Origin of the sequence: Bacillus sp. bc15, from assembly GCF_900142585.1 — a bacterium.
Classification (GTDB): Bacteria; Bacillota; Bacilli; order Bacillales; family Bacillaceae_G; genus Bacillus_A; species Bacillus_A cereus.
In genome coordinates, this window is record NZ_FRBJ01000010.1 from 65,677 (window position 1) to 83,357 (window position 17,681).

A 17,681-nucleotide genomic window follows, 5' to 3' on the forward strand; every position below is an offset into this window, starting at 1 on the left:
GTATGTTAGAGATAGTGTGTAAGTTTAATGTCTTAGGAAGGAAATATTTCTTAGAAGTTGTGGTTTTGAAAAGGAACTGCTTACTTCTATTTTACAAAGAATTTTGTGATAAATAAAATAAAATGAATCGGAAAATTTTTGAACAATTTTTGTCATCTCAAATATATAATTAGGAAGTATATTACGATGATAGTTAGAAACATTGACTCAAAGTGCTAACAAGATATAATAAAACCTAGATATACCTTTCAAAAAGAAGAATACATATTTATAGGATGAAAAAATTCAACCTATTATTTTTTATAGCTTTTAGAAAACGCTTACAATTAGTATGGAGGGGAAACCATGTCTAAGTTCACGAAGTATTTTTTAATGGAAGCTAAAGATGTGATTGCATATGTGAAAGAGAAATTATCTAAGTTTGAAAATGCAAAGGGGTTACAGTGTAAAGAAATAGGTGATGGCAATTTAAATTATGTGTTCCGCGTTTGGGATGAAAAAGAGAACATGTCTGTCATCGTAAAGCAAGCTGGGGATACAGCTCGCATTTCAGATGAGTTTAAGTTGTCGACGAATCGTATTCGTATAGAATCAGATGTTTTGCAGTTAGAGGATGAGTTAGCACCTGGACTTGTTCCTAAGGTGTATTTATTTGATAGTGTGATGAATTGTTGCGTAATGGAAGATTTATCGGATCACACAATATTACGTACAGCACTTATAAATCATCAAATATTTCCGAGATTTGCGGATGATTTAACTACTTTTATGGTAAATACACTTTTGTTAACATCGGATGTTGTAATGAATCATAAAGAGAAGAAGGAACTTGTGAAGAATTATATAAATCCTGAATTATGTGAGATTACAGAGGACCTCGTATATTCAGAACCATTTACCAATCATAATAAGCGTAATGAGTTATTTCCGTTAAATGAGGGATGGATTAGGGAACATATTTATAGTGATAAAGAGCTGCGTATGGAAGTAGCGAAACGTAAATTTTCTTTTATGACGAATGCACAGGCATTACTTCATGGTGATTTACATACTGGCTCTGTTTTTGTAAGAGATGATTCTACAAAGGTTATTGATCCTGAGTTTGCTTTTTATGGACCTATGGGATATGACGTTGGGAATGTAATGGCGAATTTAATGTTTGCTTGGGTGAATGCAGATGCAACGATGTCACCTGGAGCTGAGAAAGATACGTATATGGATTGGTTACAAACTACGATGGTAGAGGTAATTGATTTATTTAAGCAGAAGTTTTTAGATGCTTGGGATATTCATGTGACCGAGATTATGGCGAAGGAAGAAGGCTTTAGCGAAGTCTATTTGCAATCTGTATTAGAGGATACAGCTGCAGTGACAGGTCTGGAATTAATTCGCCGTATTGTTGGATTAGCGAAAGTAAAAGATATTACTTGTATTGGGAATGAGGAAGCACGTGCTAGAGCGGAGCGAATTTGTCTTCAAGTAGCGAAGAGTTTTATTTTACGAGCGAATCAATATATAACGGGCACAAGTTTTGTAGAAACGTTAAAAGAACAGTCAACGCACTACGCGAAGTAAGGGGAGAATATGATGGAAGAGCAATTAATACCAATTCAGTGGAAAGATGATGCTTTAGTTTTGTTAGATCAAACGTTATTACCAAATGAAATTGTCTATGAATCTTTTAAAACAGCTGAAAGTGTGTGGGATGCAATACAAGTAATGAAAGTACGAGGTGCACCCGCGATTGGTGTTTCAGCTGCTTATGGAGTGTATTTAGGGATAAAGGGATTTGCTGAAAGTACGGAAGAAGGATTTATGGATGAAGTAAGAAAGGTATGTACATACTTGGCGACATCAAGACCGACTGCAGTAAATTTATTTTGGGCGCTTGAAAGAATGGAAAGTGTAGCGACAGATAATGCTCACTTATCAATCTCACAGCTGAAAAATAGATTACTAGAAGAGGCAAAAGAAATTCATAGAGAAGATGAAGAAATTAACCGTCAAATTGGAGAGCATGCATTAACATTATTCCATGATGAAATGGGAGTATTAACGCACTGTAATGCAGGTGCTTTAGCGACGACTAAGTATGGTACTGCGACGGCTCCAATGTATTTAGCGAAAGAAAAAGGATGGAATTTAAAAATTTATTCGGATGAAACGCGTCCTAGATTACAAGGTTCAACGTTAACAGCATTAGAACTGCAGCGAGCGGGTATTGACGTTACTGTTATTACGGATAATATGGCAGCTATGGTCATGTCACAAGGGAAGATTGATGCAGTAATCGTTGGATGCGACCGTGTGGCAGCAAATGGTGATGTAGCAAATAAAATTGGCACATTAGGCGTATCTATTTTAGCTAAGTACTACAACATTCCATTTTATGTAGCAGCGCCAACACCGACAATTGATTTAAAGACATCGACAGGAAAAGAAATTCCGATTGAAGAAAGAGATGCTTCTGAAGTGATTAATCGCTTTGGACAATATTCAGCTCCGAAAGAAAGTAAAGTATATAATCCAGCATTTGATGTTACTCCACATGAAAATGTAACAGCGATTATTACAGAAAAAGGGATTGTAAAGGCACCGTTTACGGAGAATTTAAAAAAGCTATTTCAATAAGTAGATAAATATAAAAGTCAGTCATCATAAGCTTCATACTTAGGGGGATGTATATGTTATTACAAAAAGAAAGAGAAGAAATTGTAGCGTATGGAAAGAAAATGATTTCTAGTGGTTTAACAAAGGGGACGGGCGGTAATATTAGTATCTTTAATCGTGAACAAGGTCTTGTTGCGATTAGTCCAAGTGGTTTAGATTATTATGAAACAAAGCCTGAAGATGTAGTTATATTAAACTTAGATGGTGAAGTAGTAGAAGGAGAAAGAAAGCCATCAAGTGAACTAGATATGCACCTTATTTATTATAGAAAGCGTGAAGATATAAATGCGCTTGTACACACACATTCTCCTTATGCAAAGACGATTGCATCATTAGGATGGGAACTTCCTGCAGTATCGTATTTAATTGCTTTTGCAGGCCCGAATGTACGCTGTGCGCCGTATGAGACATTTGGTACGAAGCAATTAGCAGATGCTGCTTTTGAAGGCATGATTGATCGCCGTGCAGTGTTACTTGCGAATCACGGTTTAATTGCTGGGGCAAATAATATAAAAATGGCGTTTACTATTGCAGAAGAGATTGAGTTTTGTGCTCAAATTTATTATCAAACAAAAAGCGTCGGAGAACCGAAGTTACTGCCAGAAGACGAGATGGAGAATTTGGCGAAGAAGTTTGAAGGGTATGGGCAACAGTAGAAATCTAACGGAAATGTTATTCAATGTGTATTAAAATGGCCGTGAAAGAATATATATTCTTCCATGGCCATTTTAGGATTTTAATTATTTAGATATATTTTTGAGTTGCGAATCTAATTTCCAAAAACCGATTCCTGAGAATAGTGCTGCTAATGAACCAATAATTGCAGCAATACCGATATCTCCGAACATCATTCCGCCCATTAAGATACCAAAAATTCCAATTAAGATAAGAATAATAGAAATAGCTTTCATTATACGATACTCCTTAAAACGTAAAAGTTATATGTGATAATATAACATTAATAGAGTTTATAATCAAAAATATTTTGTTCAGGAATTGTATTGAGGTAGGAAATATGAATGGTGAATAAAGGGTTAGGAGAAGGAAACGAAAGGAAAAAACATCCTCAAAATTGAGGATGTTTTTACGCTTTCTTAAGCAACAAATACATAAAGTAAGGAGCCCCAATTAAAGCAACGACAATACCTGCTGGAATGCCATTAGGATCAACGATATTTCGTCCAATTGTATCTGCTAATAATAATAGCCATCCGCCGATTAAAAGGGCAATAGGCATGAAGATTTGATGTCTTGGACCTACTAAAGATTTCGCGATATGAGGAGCCATTAATCCGATAAAGCTAATTCCTCCTGTTACGGAAACAGCTGCAGCTGCAAGTGCAACGGCTGCAACTAATAAGTACCTGCGTTCTTTTTCAATTTCAATTCCAACGCCGATTGCGACTGGTTCGTTTAATGCTAAGATGTTTAATCGATTTGCTTTATAGAAAATAAACGGAATGAATACGATTAACCATGGGAGCATTGCTAAAACGAAGATCCAGTCATCTCCCCAAATATTTCCGGCAATCCATTTTGAAATAAAGTCTACTTTCATACGATCCGCGGATGAAATAAGGACAATCATCGTTCCAGATAGTGCAAATGCAAAACCGATACCGGTTAATGTTAATCGCACCGGCTGAAGTCCAGTTGATTTACTATATGAAAATACGTAAATTAGAACAGCTGTCAGAAATGCCCCAATAAATCCAACGACAGGTAGTAAGTAAAGAAATGAACCTACGTCTATTGGAAAGTATAAAAAGAAAATAGCAACAGCAACACCAGCCCCAGAGTTAATACCAAGAATACCAGGTTCAGCTAAATCATTTCGGGTAATTCCTTGCAGAATAGCCCCTGATAAAGCGAGAGCCATACCAGCTAATAATGTAATGACAATTCTAGGTAGTCTTAAAGAGTATAAAACGAACTCCTCTTTAAAAGTCCCTTGCCCCATTAATGTTGGGAGTAGTCGATCATAAGATAAAGATGCTGAACCAAGTCCCATTCCAATTACAATGGTTGTGATGATTACTATAAGTAAAGCGAGTATAATGAGACGCTGTTTTCTTAAAATAGATTGCATCATGAGAATGTTTTTCCTCCTTTACGTACAATGAATAGGAAGAATGGTAATCCTACAATCGCGACAATTGCCGCAACTGGTGTTTCGTACGGAGCGTTAATAGTACGTCCGATTGTATCTGCAAGTAGCATAAAGGAAGCTCCAGCAATTGCTGACATCGGTATAACAAATCGGTAATCTGGACCGACAATTGGGCGTACCATGTGAGGTACCATTAAACCGATAAATGCCATATTTCCAACAAGCGCTACAGATGCACCTGCAAGTAAGATAATAATGATAAATAAAATAGTTTTAATAACAATAATTTTTTGACCTAGTCCAATAGCCACTTCCTCACTGAAACTAAGAACTGTCAATTTTTTTGCTAGTAAGATAGCGATAAAGATACTAATTGAAATGACTGGAATAATAATTTTTAATTGGCTCCAAGTTGTTCCAATTACGCCCCCAGCAGTCCAAAGTGATACATCTTGTGAAATTTTAAAGTAAATGCCAATTCCTTCTGAAATTGCGAGTAGAAATGCTGAAACTGCAGCGCCCGCTAATACAATTCGAAGAGGAGAAAGGCCGCCTTTTTTCACCATACCAATTCCAAATACCATAATTGCGCCAATTGCAGCACCGATAAAGCAAGCTAACGTTAAGTAAAGATAGCTGATGGAAGGATTGAAAGCAAGTGTTAGTGCAAGCGCAGCATTTGCTCCACCAGATAGCCCTAATAATCCAGGGTCCGCAAGTGGATTTCGTGTTAATCCTTGCATAATTGCTCCAGAAACGGCTAATCCAGCTCCTACAAAAATAGCAGCAACTTCACGTGGTAAACGTATTTCTCGAATAATAGATATTTTGTCTCCTTTAGCGGAGGAAGTGAGTGCTAACCATACATCTTTTATCGAAGTATCTGCAGCACCTAATACCATTGCAACCATAAAAATAAGAAAGAATGCAATTAAGCTTAAAATTAGTTTGTATGTAAAAGCTATAGAACGTGGATTATCATGATCTTTTGTCATTCGTTTCACATCTTTTCTGTTCATAGAATAAAGGAAGAGGAATTCTTAAATTAAGAATTCCTCTTGTTTGTATTATTTACCAAGAAAGCTCTTCTTGAAGAAGTCTAGTTGGAAATCTAATGTAAGTGGATCATTGAAATAGAATTCCATCATGTTTGCTTCATATACACGATTATTTTTTACTGCTGGGATGTTTTTATATGATTCTGTCTCTTGGAATGAGTTATCAGTATCTTTGTTTTTACTTACGATTAAGTAATCACCAGCAAATTCAGGTAATACCTCAGTAGATAATGCGTAATAACCTTCTTTTAATGCTTTTTCTTTTACTTTTTCAGGCATTTTTAATTTCATTTCTTGGTACAGAATTTCTGTTCCGCGGCCCCAGTTCTCGCCGTATACATAAAGCTGTTTGTTGAAGTTTTCTACAACAGAAACTGTTGCATCTTCACCGATTTTTGCTTTAATTTCTTTACCAGCTTCTTGTGCACGTTTCTTGAAGTCATCAACCCAAGTTTTTGCTTCTTTTTCTTTGTTTAATAACTTACCAATTTCTAAATGCTGTGTTAAGTAATCAACTTTTCCGTAAGTGTATGTTACAGTAGGAGCGATTTTCTTTAACTTATCGACATTTTTAACATTTGATAAACCAATGATTAAATCTGGATTTAGTTCAGCGATTTTTTCAACATTTTCATCTGATACTTCAGCAACATCTTTAAGTTTACTATCAAAACGTGGGTTTTGTTTAGACCATGAATCTACCCCAACAAGATTTACACCTAATGACATTACGTTACCAGCGAATGATGATAGTACAACAACGCGTTTTGGATTTGCAGGAACTTCTACTTTACCATTTTCAGATTGGTATGTAATTGTTTCTGATTTACTACCTTTTGCATCGTTCTTTTTGTCTGTAGAGCCATTGCTACAAGCACTCATAACAAGAACGAAAAGAACTGTTAGTGAAATAAATAACTTTTTCATCGTCTTTCTCCTTTAACATAGATGATATGTGTATACAATAATTTGTTTAACTGCAATCTTTTTGAAAGAGTAGTGGTAAAGCAAAATGATTTATTAAAAATCTTGAATATGAGATTTTATAATATAGTATTAACCATATTAATAAAATAAGATGTAATCTCAAATTTGCTAATTATTAACAAAATGATAATGATTATCACTATTGATTCTTTAAATAATATAATTTTATATAGGTGTATTGTCAATAGTAATTTTGATTGTAAATTTTGCGGAAACAGGTTATATTTTATTGAGAATGATAATCAATGATTAATAGCTGAGGAGTGAGCACGAATGAATCGAGAAGAATTGTTTGATGTAACCGTGATAGGCGGAGGACCTGCAGGGCTTTATTCAGCTTTTTATAGTGGACTCAGAGAAATGAAAACAAAAATAATAGAATTTCAACCACATTTAGGTGGAAAAATACATGTGTATCCGGAAAAAATGATTTGGGATGTAGGAGGACTATTGCCAGTTACAGGTGATAAGTTAATTGAACAACTTGTACAGCAAGGGTTAACATTTAAGCCGGAAGTTGTATTAGATACAAAAGTAGAATCGATTATTCGTAATCAAGATGGTACTTTTACATTAAAAACAAGTACTGGCGAAGAACACTTTTCAAAAACAGTTATCGTCGCAACAGGAAGTGGTATATTGAAACCGCAAAAGTTATCTATTGAAGGTGCTGAGCGATTTGAAGTATCGAATTTAAATTATACAGTTAAATCTTTAAAGCGTTTCAAAGGTAAAACAGTTATTATTTCCGGTGGAGGCAATTCTGCTGTTGATTGGGCAAATGAATTGGAACCAATTGCGAAAAAAGTGTATGTAACCTATAGAAAAGAAGAATTATCTGGTCATGAAGCACAAGTAAAACAACTTATGAACAGCTCAGCGGAGTGTTTCTTTAATACATCGATTACAAAATTAATTGCTGGTGATAATCATGAAGCGATCGAATATGTAGAATTAACAAATCATGAAACAGGTGAGGTTTCTCATTTACCTATTGATGAAGTTATTATTAATCATGGATATGAACGCGACATTACATTATTAGAAAATAGTGAGTTAGACGTTGCAATTATAGATAATTATTATATTGCAGGTAATGCAAATAGTGAGTCTTCAGTAGATGGATTATATGCTGCTGGAGATATTTTAAAGCACGAAGGGAAACTACACTTAATTGCAGGTGCATTTCAAGATGCTGGAAATGCTGTGAATAAAGCAAAACAATTTATCCAACCAGATGCAAGTGAGTACGGAATGGTTTCTTCTCATAATGAAGTATTTAAGAAGAGAAATCGCGAACTGATTAAGCAGATGATGAAATAATAAGGAACAAGTATCCCCCCACGTATTTCTCTATTCAAGTGAATGAGAGATGTACGTGGGGGTTTTCCTGTTTACTATATTTTCTATCATTATAATGACACCGGTTTCATCAGTTCATATGATATGAACATTTTATTGGTAAAGCATCCTAGAAAACAATTTAGCTATGTTTTGCTTACACAGAACATGGCTAAATTACGCTGTCCCTTTAGCGCGTTTATTAGGAAATGGCATATTTAGTATAGAAGCAATATACTGTTTTCCGTGTTTTCGAGCCAATGATTCTAATATTTGACGGACGCGTTTTGTAAGATGACCTTGTTTTTGGATGGCTTCACAATATGCGTCATAGAAGGCATATTTAGCCCAAAGGAAATCATCTTGTTGGAATAAGAAATGATTTTTGTACCATTCACCAATTGTATGATAACAATTGTTTTCATGTATTGCTGTGCTTTGAGAAAGAAAACGATCAGATAAAGATACATTCAAATGAGAAATTGTGTTTTCTGTTTCAACTTGTAGTGTTTTTTCTAACATTGTAATGATGTGACGAGTAGCCATATGTTAACTCTCCTTTGTGTAAATGGGTAATACCATTCTATATTTAAAAAATTCTTACTATATAATACTATACAATATATGGAATGCATCTACCTGCTTTTTGAACTGCATTTACAAAATCTTTTTTATTTGTTTACAAAAATAAAGTAAAGTAAGATACAGTATAGATGAAAAAATAATAAAGGAATGAAGGCATTGTATATAACAATAGAAGAGACTGCGGAGTATTTGAATTTACCAAAATCGTATATTGAAGAGTTAATTCAGCAAAAGAAAATTCGTGCGCTATTCGATGGAGAGCAATATTTAGTAAATAAAGAACAATTTAATACACATTTAGAACAAATGGAGAAATATAAGCAATTAGTGGAAGAAATATTGAACGAACCAATTCCAGAAGATATGGATGTTAAAGACGAAGATTAAACTATGGAAAATCCCTTATGAAGATATGCAGAAATGTATATTCATAAGGGATTTTTTGTTTGAAGATATCAAAAACATAAGGAGTTCTTAGCCTTTCTTCAAATTTTGATAGGTAGTAGTCTACCATGTTAAAAGCATATTTTTTTCTAGCTAGGACAAACATAGAGAACGTAACCTGTACAGATACATATACTATCAGTGCAAAAGCTTATAAATTAATGGAAGGGGTTTTCTCGTGAGTTTATTTCATTGTGATTTTCTGAAAGACTTAATTGGATCTTTTGTGAGAGTAAACAGGGGTGGTCCAGAATCTCAAAAAGGGACAATAGTCGCTGTATGTTCGGATTACTTTGTATTAAAGAATGAAAAAGGAGAGCTCTATTACTATCAGATTCGTCATCTGAAAAGTATTACAAAAAATGCGAAAGATTGTAAAGCAGATGATTGCAGATGGTTGGAATGTGAATGTGAAGATGACTTTGAAAAGTTACTTCAAAGCTTCAAATATTGCTGGGTGAAAATTAATCGTGGTGGCCCAGAGAAAGTTGAAGGTATTTTACAAGATGTTTCTTGTGAATTTGTGACACTAATTGTAAAAGAAGAAGTTATATTAGTTGCAGTATCTCATATTAAGAGTGTAACAGTACCTTGTAGAGAGAGCGAAGAAAGCGAAAGTGAAAGCGAAAGTGAAAGTAATGATTCAGGTCGAGCTCGCGCACAAAGACAGTCAAGAAGAGGAAGATAATAAGAAAGGAGGATACAAATTTGGAAAGTATATTATGCTGTGAACAAATTAAAGGCTTAGTCGGTGAGACTGTAAAAGTAAATCTTCGTGGACCAGAGAGTCGAGTGGGGGTACTTGTATCGTTAGGAAGAGATTACCTTACATTACAACTTCCTCTTGGTGAATTAGTATATTACCAATTGAAACATGTGAAGAGTCTAGTTAAGAAAGTGAAAGAAAGTAAATGTGGCGATGGCTATGTTTCATGTTTCTGCTCTGATGATGATACTTTCGTCGATGTATTACGTGACTTGAAGTATAAGTGGGTAAAGATTAACCGTGGCGGCCCAGAGTGTGTAGAAGGCCTATTAAGTGAAGTGCATGAAGAATGTATTACGCTAGTAAACGGTGATGAAGTTATTTATATCATTAATTATCATATTAAGAGTGTGAGTCAAGTAGTGAAATGTAAAAAGAATGAAGATGAATAATGTTTAATAAATAAGAGGGGCATTATGAGGGAAAGAGAAGAACAATTTCTTATTTCGATAGTATGAAAAGGAATTACTTACTATTAAGACAGAACATTGCCCTGATTATTTTTTTGAAAAGGAAGATAGGGAAGCTGAAATTCATAGGAAGGAGGATATAGATGAATGAGTTAAACAAAAGTATTGGGGAAAATATATATGTTAAATTAATCGGTGAAAAAAGGTTTAAAGGTATATTAATAGACGTAGGAAATGACATTATTGTTCTTTACAATGGACAAGACTATGTATATATATCTTTATATCATGTACAATACTATAAATTTTTAAGACCACATGACGAAGACATACTAAAACCAGATGTTGATTCTGTAATTAAGAGGGAATCCCCTTCAATTTCTTTGAGAAAAGTATTAAGTACTTCTAAAGGGATTTTTACAGAAGTTTATGTAGCAGGAAATGCTCCAATACATGGTTATGTTACAAGTGTGATGAACGACTATATTGTTTTTTATAGTCCGGTTTATAAAACGGTATATATATCTTTAAAGCATTTAAAATGGTTAATTCCGTATAAAGAAAACCAAGTACCGTATGCCCTCAATAAAAATGAACTCCCCGTAAATCCGTTAAATATTACATTAGCTAGAACATTTGAAGAACAGCTTATTAAAATGACTGGGAAAATTATGGTGTTTGATTTAGGTGAGGAGTCCAATAAAATTGGAAAAATGGCGAAAATTGATGAAGGTCATATTGAAATATCAAAAGCACGTGATGCAAAAATGTATGTGAATATTCAACATGTAAAATCCGTCCATTGTCCGTAGATTAGTTGGAAGGGCTGACTTTTTCTTTTATATGCAGAAGAAAAGGTCGAGCCTATTTGTTTTAGTTTAATTTGAAGATGAGGGGAAAAATGAATTGAATATAAACATAGTATAGTGTGATTTTTTAAAAGGTAACTTTACACTAACTTATAAAAATTGTGTACGAGCTATCTTTTTATGTATTCAATTTATTTTTTGAGGAGGAGCTGCTCAACTAATTTATTAAAGGGGTTTTGTTTGTGGAGCAGTTTCCGAATTCGTTATCAATTACATTGCTTGGTAGTGCTGGTGGAGCAGCAAAAGCAGTTTTAGCAATTTTAAATCAAGCGATAGCAAATGAAAAAGATCCAATTTATGAAGTATTAAAGAATGCCAAATTTCATTTGGTGGATATAAAACAAAAAGATAGGACTTATTATGATGAGTTGTTTTCGAATTTGAAAAGTCAATTATATTTATATGAAATAAACCTTCAAAATGTAGTGGAATTTAAACAACATTTAAAAGAAAAAAGAACGAGTGTTGTGATTGATGTTTCAGGGGCAGATACAATTAGAGTATTAAGCTGCTGTAATGAACTAGGAATTTGTTATATTAACTCAGCCTTGGAAAATGAGGCAGTAGATCAGGACGATAGCTTAATCGGCTTTCAGCTTACGGAAAGATATACAAGGTTTGAGAAGGAGAAAGAGAAATTTACAAATACAAAAGCGATTATAGGTTCAGGTATGAATCCAGGTGTTGTTCAATGGATGGTTGTTGAGCTTATGAAGGAACGACCAAGTGAAAGGCCAAGAGCATGTTATATTGTAGAACATGACACATCGTTTTTGAATGATACAGCACTTATAAAGCCACATACACTTTATGCTTCATGGGCAGTAGAGCGATTTTTAGATGAAGCAATCTGGAGTTATCCGATGTATATGAGTCATCATCGTCCTCTTTACTTTTATGAAGATGTATATGCTTCAGAGTATAAAGTGAAGTTAGGAGAAAAAGAATTCTATGGTTGTTTAATGCCACATGAGGAAGTATTAATTTTAGGGAAAAACTTTAATATGGAAGTTGGTTTTCTTTACCGAATTAATGAGTATACAACAAATATAATTAGACAGAACTTAGATCAAGTAGAAGATTTATGGAACTGGAATCGTAAAGTGTTTAATCCAGCGGAAGAAGAGGTTGCTGGAGAGGACTTGGTCGGTGTGTTACTCGTTTATGAAAATAGTGAGACATATATGTATAATGTGATGAATAGTAGCCAAGTTTTTCGTAAATATAAAACGAATGCAACGTATTTTCAAGTAGGGTGCGGGATTTATGCGGGCTTGTCCAGTTTACTTTTAGATCAATTTGAACAAGGTGCTTATTATGTTGAGGAGTTGTTATTAAATACAGAAAGTAAGTACGGTGAGTATTTAAATTTATATATGAAGGATTTTGTAATAGGGCATAATAATTTTACGGATGGATTGTTACATGACAGGGTAAGATGGATGTAAGTTGTTACCAAAAGGAAGGAGAGATCTCCTTCCTTTCATTATTATAAGGTTAAATATTGCCCTGAAAGCAATTTCATACTTATACTTTAAGGAGATAACAATGAAAGTTTTTTGTATCGATCAAGGGGAGTTTTTATATGAATAAATACAAGAGCTTGATTTATGAAGAAAGAAGAGCCTTAAAGGTATTTATATTATTATTTTATATTATATTCTTTTTATATGACGCTATATATTATTTTGTATATCCTGCTATGAATATTAGTGGAACAGCGGTAGGTTGGCCAGAAGGTAGTCTTGGGATAGGTGTGCCTATATTTGTAATAGCATTATTTCCTATTTCTATATATCTTCAAAAAAGAGGGTATGTATATTCTGTAAAATATTTATTTTTATTTGGGTACATGTTTATCAATCTTGTGAATAATTTAATGATTTATTTGCGAACGGATAGACCTTTTGAACATGGTAGTATGGTAGAAATGTTATTAATTTTATTTGCCCCAGTTTTCGTGAATAGAAAATACTTTTATTTAGTGTCCTTTAGTGTAATTGGAAAGTACGTATTTTTCACATTGCTATTACAAGATTTAAAAGTGGTAATTCCACTTGTTTTATGTATATTCTATTTCATTATTTCACATTCTTTATTAAAACGATTTCAATCTTATGTAAGAACAGTGGTTGAAATGATGAACAATATGAAAGAGACGGAAAATTTAGCTGTGATTGGGACTATGTCTACAACAATTGCCCATGAAATTCGAAATCCGCTAACAGCGTTAAAAGGGTTTACGCAAATGCAAAAAGAAAGAAATCCAACTGATACGATGAGCTACGACATTATGCTACAAGAAATTGAAAGGGTTAATGGATTTGTTAGTGAATTGATGTTGTTAGGAAAACCAAAGCCAACAAATTATGAAAGGTGTAATATACGAGACATCCTTCTATATGTTGTGCATCTAATGGAAAGTTATGCAACGCAATATAGAGTTAAATGTCATTTACAAGTAGATGGGAATTTACCGGCTATAAACGGTGATGACAAGCAATTAAAACAAGTGTTATTAAATATCATTAAAAATGGAATAGAATCAATGCCAGAGGGTGGAGAAATTCATATTCGTGCATATCAAAAAACGCAAGGACATTTGTGTATTTCTGTTGAAGACCAAGGATTTGGTATAGAGAATGAGAAGTTAGAAAAAATCGGCAAGGCGTTTTACACAACAAAGGAGACTGGCACAGGACTTGGGTTAATGATTACATATAAAATTATTAAGGAACATCAAGGGAGTATCACGATCCAAAGTAGTCTAGGAGTAGGAACGAAAGTAGAAATTTTTCTGCCGACCGTTTAATGTATTGGGAGAAAAGATTTTTCAGAAAAGTGTTCTTGTTGTGTAAATATAAACATTTTATAAAATGTTTCAAGAAGGGTTTTTTTTATAAAATACTTCGTTTATAATGGAGGAAAATATCGACATGAGATTGATTGCTCATGTAACGGTTCAGTAGTGTTATGAAAAGATAAGAAGGGGTGCACGCGCATCCTTTTTTCTATGCAGATATTATGAAAGAGGTGGTATGATGGAATTAACATTAAATTCGACTGTATGTTTACACACGATTCAATTTCGAAAAGAGCAAAAGAATTATATTGTAAAAGATACAATTACAGGAGAAAAATATGAAATGCCGCCACTTTGGATTGATGCATTGGCAATGATGCGTGACGGTTTTTTATTGGGAGAAATTGAGGAGAAATTAAAAGAAGAGTATCCATCCGAAGAAGTGAATATGTTAGCATTCACGAGGCAACTGTTAGAACTAGAACTTGTTGAAATGGTAGATGGAGAAGAGATAGCTTGCACAAAGAAGAAAGAGATAGATTGTTTAGCTTGGGTGCGTCCTCGTGTGGAACAATTCTTTCTTAATTTAAATAGAAAATATAGAAGCAAAGACCAATAGTGGCCTTTGCTTTTTTTATAGGCTGTGTTTAAAAAATAACAGCAAATGCTCTTGCGAAAGCACCGTCACTATTTTTAATTTTTAAAGGTGCTGCTGAGAAAAAGAAACGTTTTGTTTCGATAGCATCTAGATTTGTTAAGTTTTCAATTAAGTAAATATTATTCCCTAGTAATATGTGATGAATCGGTGATGTTTCTGTTGTGACTTCATCAGGAGAAATGAAATCTAAACCGATAGATTTTACTTTTAATCGCACTAGTTCTTTAGCTAATTCTTCAGAAAGATAAAATGCTTCCTTCTCATAAGCCTCTGTATTCCATTTTGTGGATAGATTAGAATGAAAAATAACAATATCACCTTCTTTTATGTCAGTATTATGCAATACTGCCTTAGGTAATTTTCGCTCTTGAATATGTGTTACATCTATAAGAACAGCTTCACCTACAAATTGATCCAGCGGTAATTGATCGATGGTCGTTGCGCCTGAAATAAAATGCGCAGGAGCATCACAATGCGTGCCAACATGAACGACAGAATGAAAATCTGTAACTTGATAGCCTGATTCTTCAACACTTGTAACAGCTTCTAGTTGTATTTTAGGTGTTCCAGGAAATTGAGACATATTATTTTCAAATGTTTGCGATAAATCAATTACTTTCATTTTACATACCTCCAATATATGTTTTTCAAATAATAAAAAGCTCATCCTTCAGTATCAAGAAAGATGAGCTTTACATGCTAGTTGAGTTTTATCTTCCAAAATGCAATGCATTTTGCAGGAATTAGCACCTATTCAGTTTGTATAAACTGAGGTTGCTGGGCTTCAAAGGGCCGGTCCCTCTGCCTCTCTTGATAAAGAAGTATTCAGTTTTTAAAATCGGAATTTTCCGATAGTTAAATTGTAATTCATTTCCTTTTTTCGTGCAATACAAAATAGGTATTCACCCAAATAAAGCTGCTCGCATATTGTAGCTTATGTAAATAGAATGCTGCGAAGGAGTGAGTGCAGTGACAGGAAATGTATTAAATTATTATGCTGGTGGTAATACAGCTAGGGGATTTCACAATTTATACGAAGAGAATTTAAAAGGATTAGACAGATTATTTATCTTAAAGGGTGGCCCAGGAACGGGAAAATCTTCTTTAATAAAGGCAATAGGTCGTGAATGGATTGAAAAAGGATATGATATTGAATTTTTACATTGTTCTTCTGATAATAAATCGGTTGATGGTGTAATTATCCCAAAATTAAAAGTAGGAATTGTTGATGGGACATCGCCGCATGTTATTGAGCCAAAAATGCCAGGAGTTGTTGAAGAGTATATAAATTTAGGAATTGCTTGGGACTCAGATAAACTAAGAAAGCAGAAGTTAGAAATTGAAAGATTTGTTTCAGAAGCAAGCAAAGCTTTTCAGTCTGCTTACGTACGTTTTAAAGAGGCATTGGTTATACATGATGAGTGGGAGAAGATATATATTGATAATATAGATTTTAATAAAGCAAATGAACTAACCAATCAGCTAATCCAGAAATTATTTGCAGATAAAAGCGGGAGACAATCGCTTGTAAAACATCGTTTTTTAGGAGCTGCTACACCGAAAGGAGCAGTTGATTTTGTTCCTAATTTAACAGAAGGGTTACCACATCGTTATTTTATAAAAGGGCGCCCAGGCTCTGGAAAATCAACGATGCTCAAAAAGTTAGCTAAGGCAGCTGAAGAAAAAGGGTTTGAAGTTGAAGTATATCATTGCGGATTTGACCCGAATAGTCTTGATATGGTTATCGTAAGAGAATTAGGATTTGCAATTTTTGATAGCACCGCACCACATGAATATTTTCCAAGTCGCGAGGGTGATGAAATTATTGATATGTATGCCCTTATTGTTACGCCAGGGACGGATGAGAAATATGCGAAGGAAATTCGTGATGTCTCCATTCAATATAAAGCAAAAATGAATGAGGCGATGTCTTTCTTAGCGAAAGCAAAATCGGTTCGTGATAAATTAGAACGAATTTATATTGCTGCTATGGATTTTTCAATAGTAGATGCATATAAAGAGGAGATTCAAAAAGAGTTTGAACGAATTGCTACTACTGTAATCGAAAAGCAACAATAGACGTTTCATTAGGCTGTCAGTAATTTCTGACAGTTTTTTTGGTATGTAGTAAAATTAGTATTGTATTTGTCGAATTTCCAAGGAAATAATCAAAAAATGGAGGTGTTATGCAATGAGAGAGAAAATCGAGTTGGAGTTAGAAAGAATTGAAAAAGAGAATGATGTGAAAATTTTATTTGCGGTAGAATCAGGGAGTCGTGCTTGGGGTTTTCCATCGAAAGATAGCGATTATGATGTTAGGTTTGTTTATATACATCCGGTAGAATGGTATTTATCAATTCATGACAAACGAGATGTAATTGAATATCCAATTAGTGATGATTTAGATATAAGTGGTTGGGATATTAAAAAGGCGTTGCAACTATTCGCGAAGTCGAATCCTGCTTTACTTGAGTGGATTCGATCACCAATTTTTTATTCGAAAAACTCTAATTTTCCAGAACTACTTCAACAGATGAGTGAGAAGAATTTTGATCCAAAAGCAACGATATATCATTATTTACATATGGCGTCGAAAAATTATCGTGAATTTTTGCAAGGTGAGAATGTAAAGCTGAAAAAGTACTTTTATGTATTACGTCCCATTTTAGCTTGTAAGTGGCTAGAAGAGAAAACGACTTTACCTCCTGTAGAATTTGACCGATTGATTACAGAATTATCATTAGAACGTAGCGTATTAGATGAAATTGAAAAGTTGTTAATAAAGAAAAAAGCAGGTACTGAATTAGATGTTGGATTGAAAATTAAGGTGCTAAATCAATTTTTAGAAGAACAAATTCATTACTATCAGGAATATGTAAAAGGAATTGAAAAGGGATCAGGAATCGATATTGAGAGTTTAAATACATTGTTTCGAGATATGTTGTTTGAAGCATATGAAAAAGAGCACAAGTAAGTTTGT

The 17,681-nt window shown here is 33.9% G+C and carries 19 protein-coding genes and 1 riboswitch; of the genes, 13 read left to right on the top strand and 6 right to left on the bottom strand.

The features are described 5' to 3' along the window. Positions 1 to 345 precede the first annotated feature (345 nt). From mtnK to BUA87_RS24540, 3 genes are read left to right on the top strand one after another with little or no spacing between them, the layout of a single operon-like run. Positions 346 to 1,575 (top strand): S-methyl-5-thioribose kinase, encoded by a 1,230-nt coding sequence (gene mtnK, locus BUA87_RS24530; protein WP_000033228.1) that lies wholly within the window; start codon positions 346 to 348, stop codon positions 1,573 to 1,575. Positions 1,576 to 1,584: 9 nt separating this feature from the next. Further along, positions 1,585 to 2,631: an S-methyl-5-thioribose-1-phosphate isomerase gene (gene mtnA, locus BUA87_RS24535; RefSeq protein ID WP_025118702.1), complete on the top strand. Its 1,047-nt coding sequence runs from the start codon at positions 1,585 to 1,587 to the stop codon at positions 2,629 to 2,631. Positions 2,632 to 2,684: 53 nt separating this feature from the next. Further along, the gene (locus BUA87_RS24540) at positions 2,685 to 3,326 is read left to right on the top strand and encodes an L-fuculose-phosphate aldolase (protein WP_000926548.1); all 642 of its coding nucleotides are present in this window, start codon (positions 2,685 to 2,687) and stop codon (positions 3,324 to 3,326) included. Positions 3,327 to 3,410: 84 nt separating this feature from the next. On the opposite strand, the gene BUA87_RS31445 is transcribed toward BUA87_RS24540, so the two are convergent. From BUA87_RS31445 to BUA87_RS24555, 4 genes are all read right to left on the bottom strand, one after another. Beyond that, on the bottom strand, positions 3,411 to 3,581 hold the full coding sequence (locus BUA87_RS31445; RefSeq protein WP_000644466.1) for a hypothetical protein: 171 nt from the start codon (positions 3,579 to 3,581) through the stop codon (positions 3,411 to 3,413). Between the two features lie 173 nt (positions 3,582 to 3,754). Beyond that, a complete protein-coding gene (locus BUA87_RS24545) occupies positions 3,755 to 4,762 on the bottom strand; it encodes a FecCD family ABC transporter permease (RefSeq protein ID WP_000983749.1) in 1,008 nt (335 codons plus the stop codon). Next, on the bottom strand, positions 4,759 to 5,799 hold the full coding sequence (locus BUA87_RS24550) for a FecCD family ABC transporter permease (RefSeq protein ID WP_002025239.1): 1,041 nt from the start codon (positions 5,797 to 5,799) through the stop codon (positions 4,759 to 4,761). The genes BUA87_RS24545 and BUA87_RS24550 overlap by 4 nt, the downstream gene beginning before the upstream one ends. A 48-nt stretch (positions 5,800 to 5,847) precedes the next feature. Continuing rightward, positions 5,848 to 6,765: an iron-hydroxamate ABC transporter substrate-binding protein gene (locus tag BUA87_RS24555; RefSeq protein WP_000732579.1), complete on the bottom strand. Its 918-nt coding sequence runs from the start codon at positions 6,763 to 6,765 to the stop codon at positions 5,848 to 5,850. A 333-nt stretch (positions 6,766 to 7,098) separates the two neighbouring features. Between BUA87_RS24555 and BUA87_RS24565 the strand changes: the two genes are divergently transcribed. Next, positions 7,099 to 8,148, top strand: a complete 1,050-nt coding sequence (locus BUA87_RS24565; protein ID WP_001078268.1) for an NAD(P)/FAD-dependent oxidoreductase — start codon at positions 7,099 to 7,101, stop codon at positions 8,146 to 8,148. A gap of 195 nt (positions 8,149 to 8,343) precedes the next feature. Here BUA87_RS24565 and BUA87_RS24575 read toward each other — a convergent pair whose 3' ends face one another. Then, the gene (locus tag BUA87_RS24575) at positions 8,344 to 8,712 is read right to left on the bottom strand and encodes a hypothetical protein (protein WP_000235476.1); all 369 of its coding nucleotides are present in this window, start codon (positions 8,710 to 8,712) and stop codon (positions 8,344 to 8,346) included. A 186-nt stretch (positions 8,713 to 8,898) separates the two neighbouring features. Between BUA87_RS24575 and BUA87_RS24580 the strand changes: the two genes are divergently transcribed. The 7 genes from BUA87_RS24580 (at position 8,899) to BUA87_RS24610 (ending at position 14,662) form a co-directional block, all read left to right on the top strand. Next, the gene (locus tag BUA87_RS24580) at positions 8,899 to 9,138 is read left to right on the top strand and encodes a helix-turn-helix domain-containing protein (protein WP_078385229.1); all 240 of its coding nucleotides are present in this window, start codon (positions 8,899 to 8,901) and stop codon (positions 9,136 to 9,138) included. Positions 9,139 to 9,373: 235 nt separating this feature from the next. Next, entirely contained in the window at positions 9,374 to 9,883 is a 510-nt protein-coding gene (locus BUA87_RS24585; RefSeq protein WP_000051533.1) for a hypothetical protein, read from the top strand. Between the two features lie 20 nt (positions 9,884 to 9,903). Next, positions 9,904 to 10,353, top strand: a complete 450-nt coding sequence (locus BUA87_RS24590) for a hypothetical protein (RefSeq protein ID WP_000443836.1) — start codon at positions 9,904 to 9,906, stop codon at positions 10,351 to 10,353. Between the two features lie 161 nt (positions 10,354 to 10,514). Beyond that, positions 10,515 to 11,183, top strand: coding sequence for an LSm family protein (locus BUA87_RS24595; RefSeq protein WP_001004268.1), 669 nt, complete (start codon positions 10,515 to 10,517; stop codon positions 11,181 to 11,183). Positions 11,184 to 11,422: 239 nt separating this feature from the next. Next, positions 11,423 to 12,688, top strand: coding sequence for a hypothetical protein (locus tag BUA87_RS24600; protein WP_000434729.1), 1,266 nt, complete (start codon positions 11,423 to 11,425; stop codon positions 12,686 to 12,688). A gap of 137 nt (positions 12,689 to 12,825) precedes the next feature. Further along, complete coding sequence (locus BUA87_RS24605) at positions 12,826 to 14,052, top strand: ATP-binding protein (protein WP_001046109.1); 1,227 nt, start codon at positions 12,826 to 12,828, stop codon at positions 14,050 to 14,052. A gap of 229 nt (positions 14,053 to 14,281) precedes the next feature. Continuing rightward, positions 14,282 to 14,662, top strand: a complete 381-nt coding sequence (locus tag BUA87_RS24610; RefSeq protein WP_000424116.1) for a hypothetical protein — start codon at positions 14,282 to 14,284, stop codon at positions 14,660 to 14,662. A gap of 28 nt (positions 14,663 to 14,690) precedes the next feature. Here BUA87_RS24610 and BUA87_RS24615 read toward each other — a convergent pair whose 3' ends face one another. Next, a complete protein-coding gene (locus BUA87_RS24615) occupies positions 14,691 to 15,323 on the bottom strand; it encodes a cyclase family protein (protein WP_000862979.1) in 633 nt (210 codons plus the stop codon). Between the two features lie 85 nt (positions 15,324 to 15,408). After that, a riboswitch (SAM riboswitch) is annotated at positions 15,409 to 15,521 on the bottom strand. Positions 15,522 to 15,670: 149 nt separating this feature from the next. Here BUA87_RS24615 and BUA87_RS24620 point away from each other — a divergent pair. Together BUA87_RS24620 and BUA87_RS24625 are read left to right on the top strand one after the other, a co-directional pair. Further along, positions 15,671 to 16,780: a PRK06851 family protein gene (locus BUA87_RS24620; RefSeq protein WP_000147464.1), complete on the top strand. Its 1,110-nt coding sequence runs from the start codon at positions 15,671 to 15,673 to the stop codon at positions 16,778 to 16,780. Positions 16,781 to 16,892: 112 nt separating this feature from the next. Then, on the top strand, positions 16,893 to 17,675 hold the full coding sequence (locus BUA87_RS24625) for a nucleotidyltransferase domain-containing protein (RefSeq protein ID WP_001208235.1): 783 nt from the start codon (positions 16,893 to 16,895) through the stop codon (positions 17,673 to 17,675). Positions 17,676 to 17,681 lie beyond the last annotated feature (6 nt).